Annotated in this window: 29 protein-coding genes; 22 read left to right on the top strand and 7 right to left on the bottom strand. The window is 50.4% G+C overall.

All coding sequences use genetic code 11. The annotated features are described in order from the left end of the window. Nucleotides 1–137 precede the first annotated feature (137 nt). Nucleotides 138–872, bottom strand: a complete 735-nt coding sequence (truA, locus tag LBQ00_06630; GenBank protein ID MDR2018527.1) for a tRNA pseudouridine(38-40) synthase TruA — start codon at nucleotides 870–872, stop codon at nucleotides 138–140. Continuing rightward, nucleotides 869–1,204 carry a hypothetical protein gene (locus tag LBQ00_06635; GenBank protein ID MDR2018528.1) on the bottom strand — a complete coding sequence of 112 codons (336 nt, stop codon included), beginning with the start codon at nucleotides 1,202–1,204 and terminating at the stop codon, nucleotides 869–871. Before LBQ00_06635 ends, truA begins: the two co-directional genes overlap by 4 nt. A gap of 213 nt (nucleotides 1,205–1,417) precedes the next feature. Between LBQ00_06635 and gyrA the strand changes: the two genes are divergently transcribed. Continuing rightward, nucleotides 1,418–3,892 (top strand): DNA gyrase subunit A, encoded by a 2,475-nt coding sequence (gene gyrA / locus LBQ00_06640; GenBank protein ID MDR2018529.1) that lies wholly within the window; start codon nucleotides 1,418–1,420, stop codon nucleotides 3,890–3,892. A 93-nt stretch (nucleotides 3,893–3,985) separates the two neighbouring features. Next, nucleotides 3,986–4,993: an NAD(P)-dependent glycerol-3-phosphate dehydrogenase gene (locus tag LBQ00_06645; GenBank protein MDR2018530.1), complete on the top strand. Its 1,008-nt coding sequence runs from the start codon at nucleotides 3,986–3,988 to the stop codon at nucleotides 4,991–4,993. Between the two features lie 1,103 nt (nucleotides 4,994–6,096). Here the strand turns inward: LBQ00_06645 and LBQ00_06650 are convergent. The 3 genes from LBQ00_06650 to LBQ00_06660 form a co-directional block, all read right to left on the bottom strand. Then, nucleotides 6,097–7,722 (bottom strand): NAD(P)/FAD-dependent oxidoreductase, encoded by a 1,626-nt coding sequence (locus LBQ00_06650; GenBank protein MDR2018531.1) that lies wholly within the window; start codon nucleotides 7,720–7,722, stop codon nucleotides 6,097–6,099. A gap of 509 nt (nucleotides 7,723–8,231) precedes the next feature. Beyond that, the gene (locus tag LBQ00_06655; GenBank protein MDR2018532.1) at nucleotides 8,232–8,432 is read right to left on the bottom strand and encodes a hypothetical protein; all 201 of its coding nucleotides are present in this window, start codon (nucleotides 8,430–8,432) and stop codon (nucleotides 8,232–8,234) included. Between the two features lie 811 nt (nucleotides 8,433–9,243). Further along, nucleotides 9,244–9,855 carry a helix-turn-helix domain containing protein gene (locus LBQ00_06660; GenBank protein MDR2018533.1) on the bottom strand — a complete coding sequence of 204 codons (612 nt, stop codon included), beginning with the start codon at nucleotides 9,853–9,855 and terminating at the stop codon, nucleotides 9,244–9,246. A 65-nt stretch (nucleotides 9,856–9,920) separates the two neighbouring features. Here LBQ00_06660 and LBQ00_06665 point away from each other — a divergent pair, with 65 nt between their 5' ends. From LBQ00_06665 to LBQ00_06760, 20 genes are all read left to right on the top strand, one after another. Further along, complete coding sequence (locus tag LBQ00_06665; GenBank protein MDR2018534.1) at nucleotides 9,921–10,130, top strand: hypothetical protein; 210 nt, start codon at nucleotides 9,921–9,923, stop codon at nucleotides 10,128–10,130. A 63-nt stretch (nucleotides 10,131–10,193) separates the two neighbouring features. Continuing rightward, nucleotides 10,194–10,640: a hypothetical protein gene (locus LBQ00_06670; protein ID MDR2018535.1), complete on the top strand. Its 447-nt coding sequence runs from the start codon at nucleotides 10,194–10,196 to the stop codon at nucleotides 10,638–10,640. Next, on the top strand, nucleotides 10,641–10,940 hold the full coding sequence (locus tag LBQ00_06675) for a helix-turn-helix domain-containing protein (protein MDR2018536.1): 300 nt from the start codon (nucleotides 10,641–10,643) through the stop codon (nucleotides 10,938–10,940). A gap of 22 nt (nucleotides 10,941–10,962) precedes the next feature. Continuing rightward, a complete protein-coding gene (locus tag LBQ00_06680; GenBank protein ID MDR2018537.1) occupies nucleotides 10,963–11,853 on the top strand; it encodes a hypothetical protein in 891 nt (296 codons plus the stop codon). Between the two features lie 6 nt (nucleotides 11,854–11,859). Beyond that, a complete protein-coding gene (locus tag LBQ00_06685) occupies nucleotides 11,860–13,536 on the top strand; it encodes a hypothetical protein (protein MDR2018538.1) in 1,677 nt (558 codons plus the stop codon). 4 nt (nucleotides 13,537–13,540) lie between these two features. After that, nucleotides 13,541–14,791, top strand: coding sequence for an AAA family ATPase (locus tag LBQ00_06690; protein MDR2018539.1), 1,251 nt, complete (start codon nucleotides 13,541–13,543; stop codon nucleotides 14,789–14,791). After that, nucleotides 14,788–14,970 carry a hypothetical protein gene (locus tag LBQ00_06695; GenBank protein ID MDR2018540.1) on the top strand — a complete coding sequence of 61 codons (183 nt, stop codon included), beginning with the start codon at nucleotides 14,788–14,790 and terminating at the stop codon, nucleotides 14,968–14,970. The genes LBQ00_06690 and LBQ00_06695 overlap by 4 nt, the downstream gene beginning before the upstream one ends. Next, entirely contained in the window at nucleotides 14,967–15,128 is a 162-nt protein-coding gene (locus tag LBQ00_06700) for a hypothetical protein (protein ID MDR2018541.1), read from the top strand. The genes LBQ00_06695 and LBQ00_06700 overlap by 4 nt, the downstream gene beginning before the upstream one ends. Further along, nucleotides 15,125–15,334, top strand: a complete 210-nt coding sequence (locus LBQ00_06705) for a hypothetical protein (GenBank protein ID MDR2018542.1) — start codon at nucleotides 15,125–15,127, stop codon at nucleotides 15,332–15,334. Before LBQ00_06700 ends, LBQ00_06705 begins: the two co-directional genes overlap by 4 nt. Nucleotides 15,335–15,345: 11 nt before the next feature. After that, nucleotides 15,346–15,516, top strand: coding sequence for a hypothetical protein (locus LBQ00_06710; protein ID MDR2018543.1), 171 nt, complete (start codon nucleotides 15,346–15,348; stop codon nucleotides 15,514–15,516). Further along, complete coding sequence (locus LBQ00_06715; GenBank protein MDR2018544.1) at nucleotides 15,498–15,689, top strand: hypothetical protein; 192 nt, start codon at nucleotides 15,498–15,500, stop codon at nucleotides 15,687–15,689. The genes LBQ00_06710 and LBQ00_06715 overlap by 19 nt, the downstream gene beginning before the upstream one ends. 8 nt (nucleotides 15,690–15,697) lie before the next feature. Then, a complete protein-coding gene (locus LBQ00_06720; GenBank protein ID MDR2018545.1) occupies nucleotides 15,698–16,195 on the top strand; it encodes a host-nuclease inhibitor Gam family protein in 498 nt (165 codons plus the stop codon). Then, the gene (locus LBQ00_06725; GenBank protein ID MDR2018546.1) at nucleotides 16,192–16,380 is read left to right on the top strand and encodes a hypothetical protein; all 189 of its coding nucleotides are present in this window, start codon (nucleotides 16,192–16,194) and stop codon (nucleotides 16,378–16,380) included. The genes LBQ00_06720 and LBQ00_06725 overlap by 4 nt, the downstream gene beginning before the upstream one ends. Further along, nucleotides 16,380–16,562: a hypothetical protein gene (locus LBQ00_06730; GenBank protein ID MDR2018547.1), complete on the top strand. Its 183-nt coding sequence runs from the start codon at nucleotides 16,380–16,382 to the stop codon at nucleotides 16,560–16,562. The genes LBQ00_06725 and LBQ00_06730 overlap by 1 nt, the downstream gene beginning before the upstream one ends. A 1-nt stretch (nucleotide 16,563) precedes the next feature. Then, nucleotides 16,564–17,013, top strand: coding sequence for a regulatory protein GemA (locus LBQ00_06735; protein MDR2018548.1), 450 nt, complete (start codon nucleotides 16,564–16,566; stop codon nucleotides 17,011–17,013). A 2-nt stretch (nucleotides 17,014–17,015) separates the two neighbouring features. Further along, nucleotides 17,016–17,321 (top strand): hypothetical protein, encoded by a 306-nt coding sequence (locus LBQ00_06740; GenBank protein MDR2018549.1) that lies wholly within the window; start codon nucleotides 17,016–17,018, stop codon nucleotides 17,319–17,321. Between the two features lie 171 nt (nucleotides 17,322–17,492). Next, the gene (locus tag LBQ00_06745; GenBank protein MDR2018550.1) at nucleotides 17,493–17,969 is read left to right on the top strand and encodes a hypothetical protein; all 477 of its coding nucleotides are present in this window, start codon (nucleotides 17,493–17,495) and stop codon (nucleotides 17,967–17,969) included. Next, the gene (locus LBQ00_06750) at nucleotides 17,969–18,349 is read left to right on the top strand and encodes a hypothetical protein (GenBank protein MDR2018551.1); all 381 of its coding nucleotides are present in this window, start codon (nucleotides 17,969–17,971) and stop codon (nucleotides 18,347–18,349) included. Before LBQ00_06745 ends, LBQ00_06750 begins: the two co-directional genes overlap by 1 nt. Nucleotide 18,350: 1 nt before the next feature. Beyond that, a complete protein-coding gene (locus LBQ00_06755; protein MDR2018552.1) occupies nucleotides 18,351–18,548 on the top strand; it encodes a hypothetical protein in 198 nt (65 codons plus the stop codon). A 44-nt stretch (nucleotides 18,549–18,592) separates the two neighbouring features. After that, complete coding sequence (locus LBQ00_06760) at nucleotides 18,593–18,838, top strand: hypothetical protein (protein MDR2018553.1); 246 nt, start codon at nucleotides 18,593–18,595, stop codon at nucleotides 18,836–18,838. A 71-nt stretch (nucleotides 18,839–18,909) separates the two neighbouring features. Here LBQ00_06760 and LBQ00_06765 read toward each other — a convergent pair whose 3' ends face one another. Then, nucleotides 18,910–20,136: a transposase gene (locus LBQ00_06765; protein ID MDR2018554.1), complete on the bottom strand. Its 1,227-nt coding sequence runs from the start codon at nucleotides 20,134–20,136 to the stop codon at nucleotides 18,910–18,912. Further along, the gene (locus LBQ00_06770; protein ID MDR2018555.1) at nucleotides 20,130–20,756 is read right to left on the bottom strand and encodes an IS607 family transposase; all 627 of its coding nucleotides are present in this window, start codon (nucleotides 20,754–20,756) and stop codon (nucleotides 20,130–20,132) included. The genes LBQ00_06765 and LBQ00_06770 overlap by 7 nt, the downstream gene beginning before the upstream one ends. Nucleotides 20,757–20,780 lie beyond the last annotated feature (24 nt).

The following is a 20,780-nucleotide window of genomic DNA, read 5'->3' on the forward strand; positions in this document are numbered from 1 at the left end:
CTTCATTGCGTCGTGCGCCGGGAAGTTGAATCTATTGATGCCGCAGGAGACAGCATAGGCTATCCCGGAGCGCTCCCTATCTCAGGCAGATTTACATTTCTCGCCGGCATCCGCCTGCGCTCATTAGGCCATACTTGCTAATATATTATTTCCTTCAGAAACAGCCCTTTAGCAGGAGCAGTTGAGCCTGCCTTCCGTCTGTCGCCCGATTCCATAATATCCCGGAACCCTTCTGCGGTCAGTCGCCCAAAACCGGCAAGCACGAGCGTTCCCACAATATTCCTCACCATGTAGCGAAGGAACCCTGTGGCCTCAAGCACCACATAAACAAATTCGTTTCTCTTTCCAACCCCCGCCCTAAGAACCTCACGTTCCGTGCTCCGGTACGTCTCGTCCTGTTTCTTGAATGCGGAAAAATCGTGAACCCCCTTCACATTTCGTATAACAGTGCCCATATTCGAAATATCAAGGCTATGCCGGATATGCCACGCATATCGTCCATAAAACGGAGAGTTGTGGGGCGTATTAAGGATACAATAAATGTAAGTCTTACTTTTCGCGGAGTATCTCGAATGAAAATCCTCCGGCATCTCGTCCGCCTTCTTAATCTTGACGTCAGAGGGCAGAAGGCTATTAATCCCCTTTTCCAGACTCTTAAGATCAATCAATGTGTCGGAGTGAAAGTTAACCACCTGGCCTTGGGCGTGGACTCCGGTATCGGTCCTCGCGCCGCCATATAGTTTTACCGGACGGTTGATAATCCTCTCGACCGTCTTCTGAAGGGTCTCCTGTACGGTAATAACATTGGGCTGATATTGCCACCCATGATACGCTGTCCCGTCATAAGAGACAGAGAGAGAAATGTTTCTCATAGATGTTTTTTGTCATCGCCGCTCCTGACTTTATTATGGCCATTCTTGATCTTCAAGTCCGGTCGTGCGGCCGGTTTTGCTTCCGCTCTTGATTTCCCAGAGTCGATGAGCTCATGTTTCATTTTTGAGTCCACGCCCGCCTTCTCTTTCTCTTCCAGTTTGTTGTATACCTCATCAAGCTCCCTCTTCAGGACGATATTTTCAGCCTTGAGAAAACCGTTCTCTTCTTTGAGAATTTTTATCTCTTCTTCTAGGCCTTTCACCTCCTTGCCACAGGACGCAGACCCGATCAGGATCGTAAGAGAAAGAAAAATGAACGGGACGAATCTCATAAGTATTTATTCTCTCCCATGCCTTCCCAATTGTCAACAGGTTAATATTTGTGGTAGACTATGAAACTTAAGAACACTTCGGTTGCCGGATCTTAAAGTGCGCAATGAAGGGGGAAATCTGTTACGGACTCAAATATTTGCCCTTCATATTGCCTAAATCCGGCGGTCGTGAATGACCCGTTACAATAAAACTCATGCATAGGGAGGGCGTGGATGCACACCTCGGTTGTTACTGTACCCATAGAAGAAGAAATGAAGCGATCATACATGGATTATGCCATGAGCATAATCATCGGGAGGGCACTGCCGGACGTGAGAGACGGCCTCAAACCGGTCCACCGGAGAATTCTTTATGCCATGTATGAGCTGGGTAATACCCACGACAAGCCGTATAAGAAATCAGCCAGAGTGGTGGGGGATGTGATAGGTAAGTTTCACCCTCATGGCGACCAAGCTGTTTATGACGCCATCGCCCGTATGGTGCAAGATTTCTCCATGAGGTATCCCTTAGTCGACGGCCAGGGCAACTTCGGCTCTATTGATGGGGACGCCCCGGCAGCCATGAGGTATACCGAGGTAAGACTCTCAAGGATCGCGGAAGAAATACTCAAGGATATCGAAAAAGAAACAGTCGGGTTTAGGCCGAATTATGACGAGTCTCTTGTCGAACCGGTCGTTATGCCCACCAGGATTCCCAACCTCCTCGTAAACGGTTCTTCAGGTATCGCCGTAGGTATGGCAACCAATATCCCCCCTCACAACCTGACGGAAGTGGTGAACGGCATCGTTGCATATATAGACAATCCAGAGATTACCCTTGATGAGCTTCTGACTTATGTCACGGGTCCGGATTTCCCAACCCAGGCCATTATTTACGGCAGGCAGGGCATAAGAGAGGCATACGAGACAGGAAGAGGACATATCACTCTCAGGGCCCGGGCATCAATCGAAAAGAAGAAGGACGGAAGGGAAATGATAGTCGTTTCTGAGATTCCTTATCAAGTCAACAAGCTGCGACTCATTGAGACAATCGCTGATCTTGTAAATACGAAAAAAATTGAAGGTGTATCAAATCTGAAAGACGAGTCAAACAGGGAAGGGATACGGCTCGTTATCGAGTTGAAACGGGGTGAGATGGGACCGCCCATTCTCAATCAGCTGTATAAACATACCCAGCTGCAAACCACCTTCGGAATCATATTCCTCACCATCGTAAACAACGAGCCAAAAGTACTCAGTTTGAAAGAATTGATCACGGAATTCATCCTCTTCAGGAAAGAGGTAGTGACAAAAAGGTCGACCTTCGAGCTCAATAAAGCCTTGGGCAGGCTCCATATCCTAGAAGGTCTGAAGATAGCTCTTGAGCATATCGACGAAGTAATCGCCCTTATTAAACAGTCGAAAAACACCCAGGAAGCCAGGGTCTCCCTGATTGACCGCTTCGGCCTGTCAGAAAAGCAAGCTACGAGCATTCTCGAAATGCGCCTCCAAAGGCTTACAAATCTCGAACAGACGAAAATCCTCGAAGATTACGAAAATACCTCCAAAGAGATTGCGCGGCTAAGAGAAATACTTGCCAACGAGAAGCTTCTCCTTGATATCGTGAAGGCAGAGCTTATTGAAGTCAAAGATCGATACGGAGACAAACGGCAAACCGAGATCGTGGATCAGGTGCCGGATATCACTATTGAGGACATGATCAAAGACGAGGAGGTCGTGGTTACTATTACCCACAGGGGCTATATCAAGAGAACGGCCCTTGACCAGTACAGAGCCCAGCTTCGCGGAGGAAAAGGGAAAATAGGAATCGTGGTGAGGGACGAGGACTTCGTTGACCAGATCTATACAGCCTACACCCACGACCACTTCATATTTTTTACAAATGCGGGGAAGGCTTATACCATCAAAGTCCATGAGATTCCAGAAGCTCCAATGACGTCCAAGGGAAAACCCCTGATCAATCTCATCAACGCGGAGAAAAATGAGAGGATAACGGCCATAGCCCACACGCGGGAGTTTGAAGAGGACAAGTATCTCCTTCTCGTAACCAAGAAGGGGCAGGTGAAAAAGATAAGCCTGAGCGCCCTCAGCCGCATGAGATCCACTGGCCTCATAGTAATGAAGCTTCCGGAAGATGACAACCTCATGGGCACCCTCCAGACGGACGGAAACAATGAGGTTATGGTGGCCACAAAGAAGGGCAAATCAATAAGGTTCCACGAGAGCGATGTGAGACCCATGGGAAGGGTTGCTTACGGAATAAGAGGGATCAGGCTCAGGAAGAATGACGAGGTCGTCTCGGTCGAGATAGTCGACCGGGATTGCAATGTTTTTACTGTTACAGAAAAGGGCTACGGAAAAGTCTCACCCTGTTCCGAATACAGAAACCAGACCAGAGGCGGCACCGGCATCATAAATGTGCGTTGCGGCGCCAAGAACGGCGATGTGGTCGGTTTAAAAAAGGTGACTGAAGCAAGTGAGATCATCCTCGTTACCGACACGGGGAGGACCATAAGGTTCAACGCAAAAGACATGCCCGTCCAGAAAAGGGGCGGCCTCGGCGTAAAACTGATGGATCTTGCAGGGGACAAGACGATAAGCTCTGTAGCCATTGCAGGAGAGGAAGGCCCTCAGGCCCGGGACGAAACTCCCGTAAAAGATAACGGACCTGAGACCACCGCTGAGTGATGCCGGTCTCGTTACCCAGGAAACCCCGTAGGGGGCCCATTGGAATGAGCGAATTCAACAGCCCGAAATATCAAGGAGCCAGATAGCGGTGACATGAACGCACCCCGATATGATATAGGAATGATCGGCGCGGGCGCTTGGGGCACGGCCGTTGCCATACACTTGGCGAAAAAAGGACTCACCGTCCTTCTCTGGGTATACGAAAAGGAACTGTACGAAACACTCAGGGCAAGTCGAAAAAATAATCTCTACCTGCCCTCCTTCCGACTTCCCGGCTCAATAGAATTCACAGATTGCCTTGAAATGCTTTCCGGCTCAACGGAGGACATCATAATCGCCACACCGTCCTTCGCCACGAGAGCCACCATAGCTCCCGTGTCGGAAATTTTGAAGGGCAAGAACATCCTGATCCTCACAAAGGGATTCGAAATCAATACCTTATTGAGAATGAGCGAAGTAGTTGCGGAGACCGTGGGGGGAGACTCACGGATCGCCACCCTCTCCGGTCCCTCCTTTGCACAAGAAGTAGCCGAGGGGGCTTTCACGTCGGTCGTAGTCTCGTCCGAAGACAACGACTTTTCCTATTATCTTCAGACAAAAATCCACAGCGACAATTTCAGGGTCTATACATCCAGAGACATAATAGGTGTGGAGTTGGGAGGGGCCATGAAGAACGTGATGGCCATAGGAGCCGGGATCATAGAAGGCTTGGGGCTTGGCTCCAATGCCAGAGCAGCCTTTATCACCAGGGCGCTGGCGGAAATTAAACGCCTTGGAAAAGCCCTTGGGGCGAAAGAAACAACATTCATGGGGCTTTCCGGCATAGGGGATCTCATACTTACCGCCTACGGAAATCTAAGCAGAAACAGGGCCTTCGGCATTGAGCTGGCCAACGGAAAAAGGCCGGAAGACGTAATAAGAGCCCGAAAATTCGTTGTAGAAGGGTACTATACCATTAAAGCCGCATACACCCTCGCCCTGAATTCTGGAATAGAAATGCCCATCACTCGCGAGCTATACCGTATCTCGTATGAAGGTAAGGATCTCACGGCGTCAATTGCTGAAATCAAAACAAGGGTTCTCAAGGAAGAAGACGAGTAGATGCTCGTTGACGCTCCACGCGACCACGCAGATAACCAGGTCCGCATGTGTTTTATTTCCCAATAAATACTTATTCGTTGAATGTTTAATTATCATCTATGAGGCAAGCCGGCACCACACAAATCCAGAGAAATAAATGTGGGGGGAGGCAGGTTGATACAGGATTATATCTGTAATCCGCACTTCAATGTAAATAAACAAAATCCACGATCCGCCCACAACCAGGCGGGGGACACCCCAGGAGTTCGTAAGTCATATAGGACGGACATACCGTGGCTATAAAGCAAAAGCTGGTGAAGGCAATCGGGCTCGCCAATTTAGATTATGCCAACGAAGAGTTTGAAATAGTGTCTCGAGAGGAAATATTCAGCAGAACTCTTTTAGCGGCTAGCAGCCTGGATGACCAATATGTGCACCCGCACTGACCCAGGACATGGCGATCATCTCACGCCCAGCATGCAGGGACGGCAGAATGAAGATTAAGAGTCACCTTTGAAGCCGTACTACGGATACGGTTATTATCCGCCGTACGGCGCCCATTCCACGTCACACTACTCCTTTTATATATGATACGACTACGAGTCTCCCCTCACCCTGTACAAAAAGTCGCGAAGGGCGATACGTTGTTCAAGGAGCATCTCAACGAATAAGTATTCTCTATGTCTCCTCTCATGAGACATACCTCCACAAAATCGGGGAGCAGCAATAGTAGAGATCAAAGCCAACAACGTTCTTGGTTACGCTCCGGGACTGAACAGAAAATAGGCAGAATAACGGTATGGACAATAAACGCTGGAAGGTTCACAAAAAACGGCGATATACTTTTTACGTGAACAGATATTTTCATGCGGGAAACTACCTGGATGCGTCAGGTTGAAACAATCCAAGAATTCTAAGTCCCGCAAGAGAAAAGAACCCTCCAGGCGCCCATACTCTCAAGGGAAACTGATGGACAGGAACAGAATAATGATGCGTCAAGCCTCAGGGTTTGACATGAATCTGACTTAAAACCGGTGACGTCAAAATAGGAGAATAATTACTCCATGTCCGTTCATTGGTCTCTCTTAATCGCTGCCAGTTCCCCGAACAGTGTCCGGCTAAATTCATGATTCATCTGTCTGCCAGAAATTTTTCCACTGATCGGGTTGTCGGGGAGAGAATATCTTCAGATTTTGCCCTGTCGGCAAAAGGAGTTCGCTTGGTCGGCAGCCCAAGACTGCGGCGGCAAGATGAAGTCCCGACAAACTCGCACCCGACACTCCGTGAAGGATACTGGCCCCGCAGAGGCAGAGATTCTCTATCTCCGAAAACTGTTTGAAGCAGAAAGGGCCTATTTGTCCAAAGCTCTTCTCGGTTCCGTAGCAACTCCCCCTGGTCGAGCGCACGTAATGGTCAAATGTAAGAGGGGTTCCCAGCTCGCTGAAGAGTATGTGATCGCCTATTCCTGGAATAACACGTCCGAGAGATTTCAACATGGCCCCGGCCACCTTACTCTTGAGGTTTAAGTACTCTTTTTTGGACCGCCTTCCATTGGCCGACCCCGCGAAGGAAGCGAAAGCCTCATAGGCCAGGAAACGCACCGCCTCAATGGTATGATGTCCGGTAAAGCCACTAGGATCCTTGAGGGTTGTAATCCCGAAAAAAATACCGGGAAGAGGGTCATTCACTGTATCTGGATGCAGGGCGCTCTTGAAAAAAGACTCCAAATCACGGTGGGGGATATACCAGTAGTTTCCTGAATCCATACCCATGGATTCAAGGTCGAGATCTGTGGCGAGAAAAAGTATTGCCGCTGCAATCGAATACCTTGTGCGGCACAATTTCTTTCGAAGGCCGGAGCTTATGTGCTCATAGCCCACAAGACGATTATACGTAATCTCAGGGCTGGCGTTGGAGACCACACGGCCAGCTCGAAGCTCGGAGCCATCTTCAAGGCGAACCCCGATGGCACACCGCCGGCTGCTTCTTTTCTCAATGAGTACTCTCTCGACAGGCGTTGATAATAGGATCTCTCCTTTTTCTTTCGCGAAGCCCCTGATCAGGGCTTTCGGGATAGAATCCGCACCGCCTGACGGGTAATACGCACCATTAAAATAGTGCCCCGCAACCGGGGCGTGCATGGCGAAGGGCACCCTTGAAGGAGGCAACCCGTGATCACCGCAAGGGATAGAAAGGAACGCACGGGCCAACGGGTCGGATATCCATCGTCGGAGGATGTGTTCGAGGCTGAAGAGTCCATAGCGGCCCATATTCCAGGTTCGGAAAGGAACGGTCAAAAAATCGATAAGGCTTTTTGTTTCGGGAATGCACCTCATTTCTTCGCAGATTGTATAGAGAAGAGAAAAATAGCGGTCAATCCCGTTGGCTGCACCAGGAAATCGAGTTTTAAACGCCTCGACCATGATATCCTTTCCTGCTGGAATGTCAAAAACTTCTTCGCCGATTCGGATATGCTCGAAACCTTGAGGGTTCATCTCAAAAAAGGCCATATCATCCGCTACGCCGAGACCTTCGTACACTTCCCTCAAAGCGCCGCCCGGACCTAGTTCTCCTATATAGTGTACACCCGGACTGAAACGGTAGCCCCCTCTGTGGAAGCTGTGACACAGCCCTCCGGGACGGGAATGCTGCTCAAGTACAAGCACTCGCTCACCCGCCCTGGCCAAACTTAAGGCTGCGGTAAGCCCTCCGGCGCCTGATCCGATAACTATCGTATCCGCGTCACGCATAACGGTTCTTCAGGTACAAGTCCACTGGTTTGCCCGGCTTTCGCTTCCATTCATATCGCCTCCCCCACCTTTGGTTCAATTTTCTTCGGACTTATGCAAAAACATCGCTTCCGCCTTCTCATGACAGCTCCACAAGAAGAAAACCAAAGTATTAACTTAAAAATTACAGTTTGTTAAGAGGAACAATTCATGTAATTTATATTATATGCAACTTATCTAATTTTATTAATATCAACACAACATGTGGCTGCCAACACTAATTTGCCGTAAGGTCCCAGTCGGTTCGCCTTCCGTCGTGCAATCATTGAGTTCACATAAAACCAGCGATCCCGCTCATTAAAAACGCAGAAGCAGGCCACGTCACATCCGAAACTACCCGATTTTCATTCCAATGCATACAATCTTCAAGAACATCGCTTGTCCAAAGGTAAACATTACGTTCAGGTAAATAATGAAACAAAGTTAAGCTTGTCAAGATTATTTCAGTTTTGACAAGCTTAACTGCACCACTATTGGTCAAAGGCAAACCGCATCACCGCAGAACCAAATAAAAAACCCTGGCCGTTTTCACTCGACGACCTGCATAAGGATAGAACTTCTTTTAGTGGTGCCATTCCATTATCCAGCTGACCGCCATTATTCCATCCCCAGGCCCACACTGTGCCGTCGCTTTTCATGGCAAAAGAGTGATTCTCTCCCGTGGTCAGCACGGGTGCTGCGGTAAAATCCTACCAGATGCTGGAGGCGCCATCATGAGGATACTGGTCAGTATAAGCATTGCTGAAATAAGTATAGATATAAAATACATTTTTTCTGATTTTCATCTGAAAGTGCTCCTTTTCCGGGAAATTAACCCTTCATATCCCGTGTTCACCTTTTAGACGTATAGTCGTCATTATATCACATAAGTCAAACGCCTTTAAACCGTGAAGGGGGGCGGTATATTGTAACTACCGGAATCGATATAACTATGTTTCTGATTAATCTTACAGGTATCTGTCTTTCAGAATTTCGCGTGAAAATCAAATGATATTTGACTGAAATTTGTAATCAGAATTTCTGCAAGCAATGAAGTAATAACCAGGTCATAAATGTCTTTCTGGGGGGGGCAGTGTGGCTCTATGAGGATGCTCAAAAGATGTAAGGAAGTTACATAAGGGTTGAGGGGTTTAAGATTTTAGCGGGATCATCCGGAAAGAACCGGGATTTAAAGGATAGCGCATGCATAAGGCATGATAGATTTGCAATTATTCAAAGGTATATTTTGGGGTTGTTGCGCGGAGAATTGCAAAAGGATGATAGAAATATTTCAGACGGCATCACCCTCCGTAAACGTTTGTTTCATGAGACTTATCAACGTCTGCGTTAGAATAGAAATGTCGAGGCGCTTTCGGGGAAATTTTCCGATTTTGACGTTCAGAACATCATCATCGGGGAGGAGAAAATACCCTTCACCGCCGACCATATAGACGATATTGCCTCAGATCTCCCTCACACAAGCCCTCCACGAGTCAGGGTAGATTACCCTTCCTCTACATCGGTACCGGGGTCGTAGGGATGGAGCGCGGCCTTCAACACTCGGTTATCATTTTCCAGCTCGGAAACTTTTTTACCCGCTCGGATCGCATTTCGAAACGCTATCAGATTTCCTTTAATTGCCTCTTTAGTAATCTCGTCGTCCGACACCATAATTTCCACCAAGGCATCAACAAGATCTCTGAGTTCACCTTTTTCAGATCCATAAACATGGGGCGGCTTTTCGCCTACGCCTTCAGCGGAGCGGGTTGTACCATACTCGTGAGACGTCTCGGTGTCCTTGTTTATAATCTCTCTCTTTAATTTTGCGTATCCGGTGTCTTTTATATATAATCCCGGCCCAGATGAGCTTATTAAACCGATCGGCTTGCCCTCTTCCTCGCCGCGTTCCGCCGTGATTATTCCGGTAAGCAGAAAGATCAGGTCCAGATTATTATTGACGCAATAGCGCAGCAATACGTCATATGGAATTGTTTGACGCGCTCGCCAAGTAGATACCACACTGTGTCGCACGCCCAGAAACTTCGCAAGGGCACTGTGATTCTTTAATCCATGCCGCTCTATAATCCCATCAAGAATCTCATCAATAGTTCGCATATACGTCCTTTTTTACTTGACATATATGTCGCAAATGTGAATATAATCTATTTAACATGGCAACAATGATCGGCAAAACAATAAGAAAGCTGATGATCGACAAGGATGTTACTGCGGCGGCTGTTGCGAGAGAAGCAAAATGCACCCGACAGAACGTTACATACGTAATAGATGGGAGAATCAAGGATACGCCCGTTAAGGGGATCCTTGCCCGGCACTTAGGAAAACCCGTGGACGAATTGTGGCCTCCTAATGAGGCCAGACATAGAAAATAGGATTGGGACAATCGCTCAACTCTCATTTGATTTTGATTTTATCAAATCCTCCTGGAGGATGCAATGTCAAACAGCAAAAAACAATCTACCAAGGTACTGTCAGGACAGGGATCGCTCTTTGATACCGAGATATCAGAGGGCGCCCTGGACGTGTCCATGGCCTTTAGGGATGCGTTATCTAAGGCCTTAACCAGTTGTAAAGATTCTAGGTATCAGGTCGCCGCAAAAATCTCCGAACTCACCAAGCGCAATATCTCGAAAGATATGCTCGACAAATATACATCTTCCAATCTGGACTATGGTTTCAGGGCCGAGGACCTCGCCGCCTTTTGCGCGGTCACTGGCTCACTGGAACCCTTCCGGGTCCTTCTCTCTCCGCTTCGGTGCGATGTGGTTGACCCCCATGACTCTGAATATGTGCGCCTCGCCAAGCTCAATCAAGAAAAGACTCGCCTACTGAACGAAATTGCCCAGGTCGAATTTAAGCTCGGCCTCAAAGGAGGAAAATAAATGCCCGAGGAGAACCGCTACAGAATAGATGCAGTCTGGACCGCCGCGCAGATACTCAGAGAGGTCGCAAACTCCCCGGAGCCGATGGGGATGAAGGAAGTAGCAGCTATACTCGGCATATCGGAGAACACCGCCTACCGTCAGTGCGAAACGCTTGCTGAAGCTGGACTCCTTGAGCGGGTAGGCGCACACTACGGGCTTGGCACGCTCTGCATGCTCTTCTGGGCAAAATCGGTGGCAAGGCTCGAATCACAGCGTGAACAGATCAGCAGGCTGCTCACAGCGGTGAGAAAACCATAAAAAGCGACAGGAGGCGCAACCCATGCAAAAGGTTACAGAGGAACAATTTAAGGTGGCAAACGAGATTTACGAGGCAGGCAAAAGCGTCACGGAGAACAGGATAGTAGAATTGCAGCAGGAACTTGAAGTTAACGGGGATGAGCGCGAGGCCATTGGGATACTCAAAAAAATATCCTTAGACCGGGCGCACGGTGACATGGTGGAGGCAATGATCCTCTACAAAGTAAAGGAAGACAAATCTTACAGAAAAGCGGGTCTCACTTGGGCCGGATTCTGCGAAGCGACGGGCAGGGAAGTGAGAACGGTCGACCGGCAACTCGCCGACCTCAAACCGGTCTTCCATGCATATTCGGAACAACTGTCCTATTTGGTAAAATTTCCCCCTACGAAAATAAGGGCTTTAGGAAGAGGCCTTTCAGACCAACCGTCCGATTTTGAGGGAAAGACCATCGAAGACGCTCTCGCCGAAGTCGAAACCCTCAAGAAAGCCCGTAAAGAACAGGACGAGGAACTCGCCGCCCAGAAAAAAGCCCACGAGCGCGTCCAGGAGGATACCCACAAGACTATCACGAAACTCGAAAAGGAACTTGCCCGCCATGAAAAAGCCGCCGAGTCCCGCGGACTCACCTCCGAAGAAGACGCATTCTTGAAGCAGATGGAGTTCCTTCGCGCTGGCTTTGACGGTTACATGCTTAGGGTCGATCCGGAGACCATAAATGACCTCCGCACCGATGAGGAAGAAGCAGAGCCTACGGCCCGCATGATCGCCGCCTACCTTACAACCATTGACTATATGCGTAAGCAAATCCTCACCGCCTTTGACGCGGCGGTGACTCTATACGGTGACCCTGTCATGTGTCCAGAATCAGCCTGGCACCCAGGCATGGGCGGCATCATCGAAAAGGAGAACTAATCACATGTGGCAAGAGGACCTGGCCACGAACTGAACCGAGCCTCCTCCCGCGACCGTAGCGCAATCCTCGCGCATTACGAGACGCAGACAGGATACAGGAGGCAACGTCTCTACACCATCGCCGCCCAGTATGGCTTTGTCTCGGCCAGGTCCACGCGCTCAGACAAGGGTTGTCTCAAGACGGGCCTCACAACGGAACAGATTGAAGGAATCGCGTCACTTATCCATGTAACCCGCCGAGAGGTAAAGGGAGCCATCATGCCCACCGAACGGGCAATGCAGATCGCCGAGGATAACGGGTGGATCAAACCAGGCCAAGCCTCGCCCTCCGTCATGAACCGTCTCCTCCGGGAGCGACAACTCTCTAAAACACATCAGAAAGCCCCTGCGCCCCACACGGAGATGCGTTCTCTTCACCCAAATCACGTCCATGAGGTCGATGTATCAGTCTGCATTCAGTACTACCTCAAAGGCGGCCGTCTTGGGATTCTTGATGAGCGCGACTTCTACAAGAACAAACCCCACAATTTTGCGAAAGTAAAGACGAGGCTGCTCCGCTATGTCCTTGTGGACCATTTTTCCGGATCGTTCTGGCTTAAATACTATGATACCACGGGCGAGACTCAGAAGAATATGTACGACTTCCTCCGAGAGGCGTGGGGCCGAAAAGACGAAGAGGAGAAGCTGCCTTTCAGAGGCGTCCCCTTCGTGATGCTCTGGGATGCAGGTTCTGCTAACGTCTCAAAAACCATGGTCTCATTCTTCGACAGCTTAGGCGTCTCAGTCCCAAAGGGCCGCCCCAGGAACCCCCGCAGAAACGGCGCCGTGGAAGTCACCCACAACATCATTGAACCCTGGTTTGAATCCGGCCTACGAATACAACCAGCAACGTCCGTTGATGAACTAAACCAATGGGCGCACGACTTCTCCATATGGTTTCAAGCTGACCGCAAACATACCCGGCACGGTATGCCCCGCACGACCTGCTGGCTCCTCATAAAAGAAGAACAGCTCCGCGAACTCCCATCAGAAGACATCCTTCGGGACCTCTTTGTCAGTCCGAAAGAAGAGCGTACGGTGAGCGGCGCATACACGATCAGTTATCGGGGAAACGAGTACAGCCTAAAGCATATTGAGGGTCTCTTTAGGGGAGCAAAAGTATGGGCGATACTAAAACCCTATAAATGGCCTGCGATTGAGGTCGCCTATCGGGAAGCGGTCTACGAGGCCGCGCCAGTTGAGAAACTTCCCGCTATTGAGGGCGGATTCTCCAGGAACGCCGCCATCATAAATGAGCAGTATCGGTCTCAACCGGAGACAGAGACAGAGTGCGCGATTAAGCGCATGGAGAACATGGCCTACGGCGAAAACCACAGTAAAGGCGTAGTACCTTTTGAGGGACTCCGGGTCTACGGCCACCATGCCGACAAGGTGGACGCCACTCTGATGCCGCGGCGCGGCACCCCCATGGAGATCGACCGCGGCATCACAGAAACCCTGATCAGCATGACCGAGTTTTTAAAACGTCTGGTCGGCAGGGTCGGTTCCATATCACGGGAGATGAACACCCGGTTGCGGGAGGAGTATGGGGAATCCATTGAAACAACCAAAGCGGAAGAGATTATCCGCTCCATAGAGGACGAAAACTGGCCCGTCATACGGGCCGCTGAAGACAGGAGGTGATTGAATGGCAAATAACATGGTCAACAAAGTATACTCGGCGCCCGTCGAGCCAATCATTCTCAAACAACTCCTCTCGGACTGCGCTATTAATCAGCGGGTGATAGGGGATTTGACGGGTCTTGCCCGGACGACCATCAACATTACGGTCAATCGGGGCTACATACCGAGCAGGACGCCGGAGTTCAAAAAAACGGTGGAGAAGTTCGTAGCGGATAATACTCAAGCTGCCTGCTGGCTCGCAACCCAGGGGTTTTCAGTGGCAGATATCTGGAAACCTTTAGGAAAGCTCAATTACCGGGTTCACCCGTCTGATACGACGGATAAGATACGGGCCGGAATAAAAAGGGCCACAGCGGCACTCAAGCCAGGCGATCCGGAGCAGATCACAATTCAATGGGAGGTGGAAATGCTGGATCAGGAAACGATGCGATGCTTCAAAATCTTCAGAAATCCCTTTATAGACGACATTCTAAAGGACGGCGATATCTACATGAGTGAGGAACACCGTTACATTGAGGCGGCGATGCTAGACGCTGCCCACCATAGCGGGTTTCTGGCCGTCATTGGCGAGGTGGGATCAGGTAAGTCCGTCATACGCCGGAAAGTAGTAGGGCAGTTGCGAAAAGACGGCAACACCCTCGTCATCTACCCGCAGATAATCGACAAGACCCGGCTCACGGCGGCGAGCATCTGCGACGCAATCATCATGGATATATCGGAACAGAAGCCGAAGGTGAAGCTGGAACAAAAGACGCGTCAGGTTCAGGACCTTCTTCTTGAACGCTCCAAGCAGAACTTCAGATCAGTTCTCATTGTTGAAGAAGCTCACGATCTTAGTCCTGCGACGCTCAAGTATCTGAAAAGGTTCTACGAGCTTGAGGACGGGTACAGAAAGCTCTTGGGTATTATACTCGTCGGTCAGGTAGAGCTGAAAAAATACTTCAACGAGTCGACCCATGTCGACATGCGCGAGGTGATTAGGAGAATACAGACCGCCGAGGTCCGCGGCTTAAACGGCAACATAGGCGACTACTTAAATCTCAAGTTCCGACGCATCGGCGCGAAGCTCGACGACATCTTTGAGCCTGACGCAATAACAGCCCTGTCCCGGCGTCTCACGGTAAGCGATCAGGGAAACAAGAAAATCAGTCACGCTTACCCTCTGGTCGTAAATAACTACGCGGCCAAGGCGATGAACGCGGCCTGCGAGATGGGCGAGGAGAAAGTCACTGCAGCGGTGGTGGAGGCAATATGAAGAAGAGAAGAGTGTTAGCGTTTGAAATATGCGATATGTGTGACTTTGCTGCATACCATATAGATGATTATTTGTGGTGCTCATATAACGATGAGGACAAAAAGATAGAAAGTCCAGAAGACGGAATCCCTGAATGGTGCCAAAGCCCTTTCCTGATAGAAATCACGGAGGAAGAATGAACATACAAATAAAGGTCCAAGCGCCGGATCTCCTTGCAGTGACTGACGTAATTGATGTTATGTCTTTTATTCGTGATAAGGGGTGGATCCTAAAGGAGGCAGACATATCCATGGAGGCAGAGGAGGAGGAGGAGGAGGAAGAAGAAGAAGAAGAATGAAAGCGAGGGTGTATGCCGACACGATCAAAGGATCAATGCCTTCGGATTCAGAGGCTAAAGCAGGGATCAGACCACGCAACGGCATCGCCTACCCCAACGGCGATCTCCATTGCCGCGTCAGAAACGGTCGGATCAGCAGATCAGCCTGTGTGGTCCAGGCATACCGGCAGCCGGAACACTGCAGTGGTTGTCCGGCAAACCTGTAGGGAGGTTATACATGCAAAAAAGGATGGCGACAGAAGTGAAGCGGACAATCTACCCCATAAATATTTACGCTTGGGGCGATCCACAGGAAACAGATGCAAAGAAGTGGACTGCAAGGGCAAAGCTTGTGGCCGCCGCGATCTTGGGGATCGCTGGAGGATACCTATGGGCGGTGTTTCAGTGACGATAGAAGTAGAAGTGTATAAAAACTGCACCATGATTTATCTGAGAGATGATAATGGACATCTCATTGAGTGCTACGAGACGAGAGACATCACCATCAGGGATTATAGGCGCTTCAAAAAGATCGGTACAAAGACAACCCGCGGGACTCTGAAAGCCGTGCGGGGCAATTAGGGGGATTTATGACAACAAAAAAGCAGTTGATAGGTGATTGCGCTGATTGGCAGGAAGTAGACCAGGCCCTCCGCCGCATGGGAGAGATTGACATCAGTCTCAGCAAACTGGAAGGTGAGATGACACTCAGGGTTAACGAGATCAAGGCGGACTACGACATAAAGGCCGAAGGTCTCATTGCCGAGCGGAATAATCTTGAAGGAAACATCACGCTCTACGCTGAATCTCACAAAGATGAGTTTACCAAGGTCCGCTCGAAAGACCTCACTTTTGGGGTTGTAGCATACCGGGTCGTCCACAAGGTAGTTATCAAATCGAAAAAAGCCACTGTCGCCGCCCTGGAGGCCTTGGGTCTGGACGGATACCTCCGGATCTCGAAAGAACCGGACAAGGAGACAATGAAGCTCCTTGATGCCGGTACTCTTGCGAAAGTAGGTGCGAGGGTTAAAACGGATGATAAGATCAGCGTCGAACCGAACATTGAGAGTATCAGGGGTAAAGAATGAAGCTGAAAGAAGCCCACGAAAAGAGCAAACCTTTAGAAAGACTAAAGCACGTCAGCGGCCTTACCATACCCCGGCAGGAAACCCTGTTTAAGACAATCTGTCAGATGAGCAGGCGCAAGTACGCCGAAACGAACGATGACGGCTGGGCCATCGCCCAGCCCGCGAAATCGCCAGGGCGTGGATAATGGATAACCCCATCTGCTGGAACTGTCCACCGGAGAGCGGCAACGTAATGAAGCGGATCGGCGCGACCTCGGCCCATTATCATTATCAGTGTCAGGTCTGCGGTGTGGAGAGAATGGAGCTAAGGGAGGACCGGCCGCCCCTTGAAGAAAAGTATCGGTATCTCTTGATACGGGAAGAATGATATGACTAACGCCCCCATCAACAAAGGCCAGATCAAGCTTATAAAGATGCTGCAGAAAGAACGCGATCTCTCCGATGACGCATACCGGCAGCTCCTCGCCGATCATTTCGGCGTTATGTCCTGCACGAAACTCACCATGCGTCAGGCTCGGAACTTCATTGATTTACTTTCCGGCAAGCGCTGCTGGACCTGTGCGCCACGACCGAAGCGGGAGAAGATCTCCGCGAACGTGACATTACTCGCTTCCCCCGACCAGCTCCACATGATTGAGGACTTGCGCCATGCCCATAGCTGGGCATTTAACTCCATCCGCTATAACGCATGGCTAAAGAAACGAATGAAATTTGACAAAGTCGTGACATCTATTCAGGCCACCTTGGTCATAGAAGGATTAAAGGCAATGATCAAAGCCGAGAAGCACTGCGTCTGTCGTTATAATCAGGAGGCCTAATAATGGACCAGTGGATTCAGACGATCATTCCCCACCTCACCACCGAAGACCTTCCGGAGAGCTACCGGCAGGTAGCGGCGATTATCGGCGTCGAGGCTGCAGTGAGGCTCTCCGAATATCTGGGCGGTCTCCCGTTTTATTTTCCTCAGCTCGACGGGATCCTCCGCAAGAAGCGCGACCAGGCGATCAAAAAAGAGTTCACGGGAACCAATTACCGGGACCTCGCGATAAAATATAGTTTGACAGAACGCTGGGTACGTGAAATATTAAGCACTAATCCCTCGCAGGAACAACCACCCCTTTTCTAAAAGAAGTAAATTTCTGAAGTACTTCAGCGGACGTAATTCGCCCCATATTTTACATTTTACCCATGCAAGGAACACATCTTTTCACCCCCCCCCAGCACCACCAACCGGAGGGCATAGTGCTGTCAAGGCCTAAGCCCTCCCCTGGCTTTAAAAGCTTAAATGGAGGAAACCATGAAAGAAAACTTTGAATCAACAGTACAGTTCATCATCAAGGAAGAAGGAGGCCAGACGGTAGACCACGCGGGGGCGACCAATATGGGAATCACAATCGGCTTGATGAGGTCGCTCAAGCTTGATTTGAACCATGATGGCGTTATCGATGAGAAGGACGTGGCGCTCGTCGATCAGACGGTCGTCAGTAAAGTTATACGGGAACAGTTCTGGAATCTCGTCGGCGGGGATAATCTTCCTACGGGGATTGACCTGATCACATGCGACTTTGCGTATAACGCGGGACCGGCAGCGGCAAAGGCAATCCTATCGGCCACCGATCCGGCGAGCTATACCCTACGGAGACAGATGTTTTATTGGGATTTACGCTGCAAGAATCCCCAGAAGTACGGTCCCTATTTTGCCGGGTGGATAGGCAGAACAATCCGCGCCTGGCAGAAAGCCGAAGAACTGAAAAAACAAGGAGGAATAGCGTAATGAAGAAAAACGGACGGTTTATGACGGCAGGTATGGTTTTGCTCGCGGCATCCATCCTTTTGACCGCGTGCGGAGGCTCCGGAGGCTCCACGGCGGTAAAGACCGCACAGATCACGAAAGTCACCGCCGAGGCTGCTCTTGCCGAGGCAGTGAAACTAAAGGCGTCAGGCGCCATCACAGAGAGTCAGTTCAATGATGTAAAACAGGCCTACGAGACACTCCGGACTGCCCAGGGTACGCTCATAGACGCAAGAGAAGCCTATCTCAAGTCGCCTACACAGGACACAGAATCGGCTATCGTCGTCGCCGTCCTCACGGTCGCGGCCCGATCCTCAGAATTTGTAGAAATCGCCAAAAAATACCACTTAGGGGAGGAATAACATGGATATCGTCACAGCGTTAGAGATGTTGCCAGCCGTGCTCAACCTCGCGGTGAGGCTTACCACCATAGTACGAACCAACACAGCCATGCCCGTAGACGAGGAGATCGCTACTCTGGAGGCCGCCCGCATGAGATCCGCAGACGACATAATAACAGCGGTCGAGGCGGAGATCGCAAAGGGGAAGACCGCACAGTGACCTGGTCGGAGGTCGCAAAGTCCCTTTGCTTCTGGGGTCCCGGTATGGTGATCGCGTGGTTCACGCTCACCGCCCTTTATAAGCTCGCCGACAAATATCTGGGCGAGTTCATAAAAGCCCAGCAGGGGCAGGCGACGTCCCTCGCCCAGCTTGCCCAGGGCACGGAGGGACTCAGGGACTCCGTACAGGCATTTGTGACCAAGGACAACAGCGAACACCGGGAGATCATCATCCTCCTGAAATTCATCGCGGGAAAACTCGAACGCGTGGAGGACCGTAATGGATGCTAAAACGGAACGGTACAAAAGAATAAGAGGCGCAATTCTCAAGCTGCTCGCCCAGGAACACCGTTCCGCCAAACTTACACAAACCTACAAGAATCTGATCGAATCTGACCAGTGACGGGTTTGCTATTGACTTCCTGCTTCCCCGAGGCCGCCTTCACCTTGAGCTTTTGCCCAAGGCCAGCGCCTTCCTCTCCGCAGGCTGACACGGTGGAACTCACCGCCATATTCTTCAAATTGATTGCCGCATTTACGTCACGATCATGGACATTACCGCAGACCGGACACGTCCACTTACGCACCGACAACGGCAGTTTATCTAATTTGTTCCCACAAGCCGAACACACCTTGCTGCTGGCAAAAAACCTGTCAGCAACAACTACATTTCCGCCCCGCATCGCGGTCTTATACTCCAGTTGTCTGCGGAACTCGAAGAACCCCATGTCGGCAATGGAACGGGCAAGATGGCGGTTCTTCTCCATGCCCCGCACGTTCAAGTCCTCAATACCTATGGTATGGAACCGACATGTGAGGTTGGTCGTGAGCTGGTGCAAGGCGTCCTTACGGATATTGGCGATACGGTAATGCAGCCTTGCCAGCTTCTGTTTGGCCTTACGCCGATTGGCCGATCCCTTCTGTTTGCGGCTCAAGCTGCGGGAAAACCGCCGCAGGCGACCTAATAGCGCCTTATGAGGTTTGGGGCCAGAGATTGTCTCTCCCGTCGATAGTGTTGCCAAGAATGTTATGCCCAGATCCACACCAACCGCGCCTTGGTTTTCGGTTTTGGGAAGGTGGATGGAAGTATCAACAGTGATACTGACATACCAGCGGTCAGCTAAACGGGAGATTGTGGCCGACATGATCTTACCTGTAAATCGCAAGCCTTCAAACATCCGTACCCAGCCCAAGCGGGGAATATTGAGGCGTGAACCGGCTACCTTGAACTGGTCATTGGTGAGACTGAACCTGTCATGGATACCTTTCTTGCGGAACTTGGGATAATGGGCACGCCCTGCAAAGAAGTTCTTGAAAGCGTCGCCCAACTGGATAATCGCCATCTGCGGCGCATTTTTGGTGACTTCCAGCATCCACGGAAACTGTTCGCCTTTGATGGCGTTGAGTCGGCGGCGCAGCGCATACTGTGACGGCTTGGGTAATGTGTTGTCGGTTTTCCATGCCTCGTACTGGCGTGTCCATTCGGTAAGTGCCCAGTTATAGGCAAAGCGAGCCGTACCTGCTGCACGAGACAGGTAGGTGCGCTGCACGTTGTTCGGGTTGAGCGCGATCTTGTGGGCGGTTAGCATTGAGACGCCTCTACGGCTTGGCGCACACCATCAAGCAGTTTCTGGTTTTTACGTGAGCGGCTGCCATATAGCCGGGCCGAGAATACGGTGATGATCTCCAATACGTCCTTGGCAAGATCTTCTTCAAATGTGGTATCTTCACCTTGATTCAAAATCACCACTTCCACGCCTTTGGCTTCGCAGATGGCAAATACCAATTCAGCGCCAAAACGCAGCAACCGATCTTTGTGTGTTATGACTAGGCGACCAATATGACCGTCGATGATGGCTTCCAGCAACCGCTTCAAGCCCTTCTTGTGGTAATTCATCCCAGACCCAAGATCGGATACAACCTCAAATGTCCAGCCCTGACGAGCACAGTAGAGTTCAAGTACTTGCTTTTGACGCCCAAGATCATCCTTCTGGTCATGGCTGGAAACACGGGCATAGGCGATGGTGCGGCGGTTGGCCTCATTATTCGTGTGAAATAATTCTGGCTTGAGTTTTGCCAGATCGTAGCGACGGTGACCGCCTGCCGTGTGTTCAGCGGTAAGTCGGCCAGACGCCTCCCAGCGCCGTAACGTGGTGATCGACACGCCAAGCGCCCTGGCGGCTTCTCCTATACCAACAAATCTCTCCACATTGGAGAGTATAGCATAGATTTA

The organism is Syntrophobacterales bacterium (genome assembly GCA_031274925.1).
Taxonomy (GTDB): domain Bacteria; phylum Desulfobacterota; class Syntrophorhabdia; order Syntrophorhabdales; family Syntrophorhabdaceae; genus PNOM01.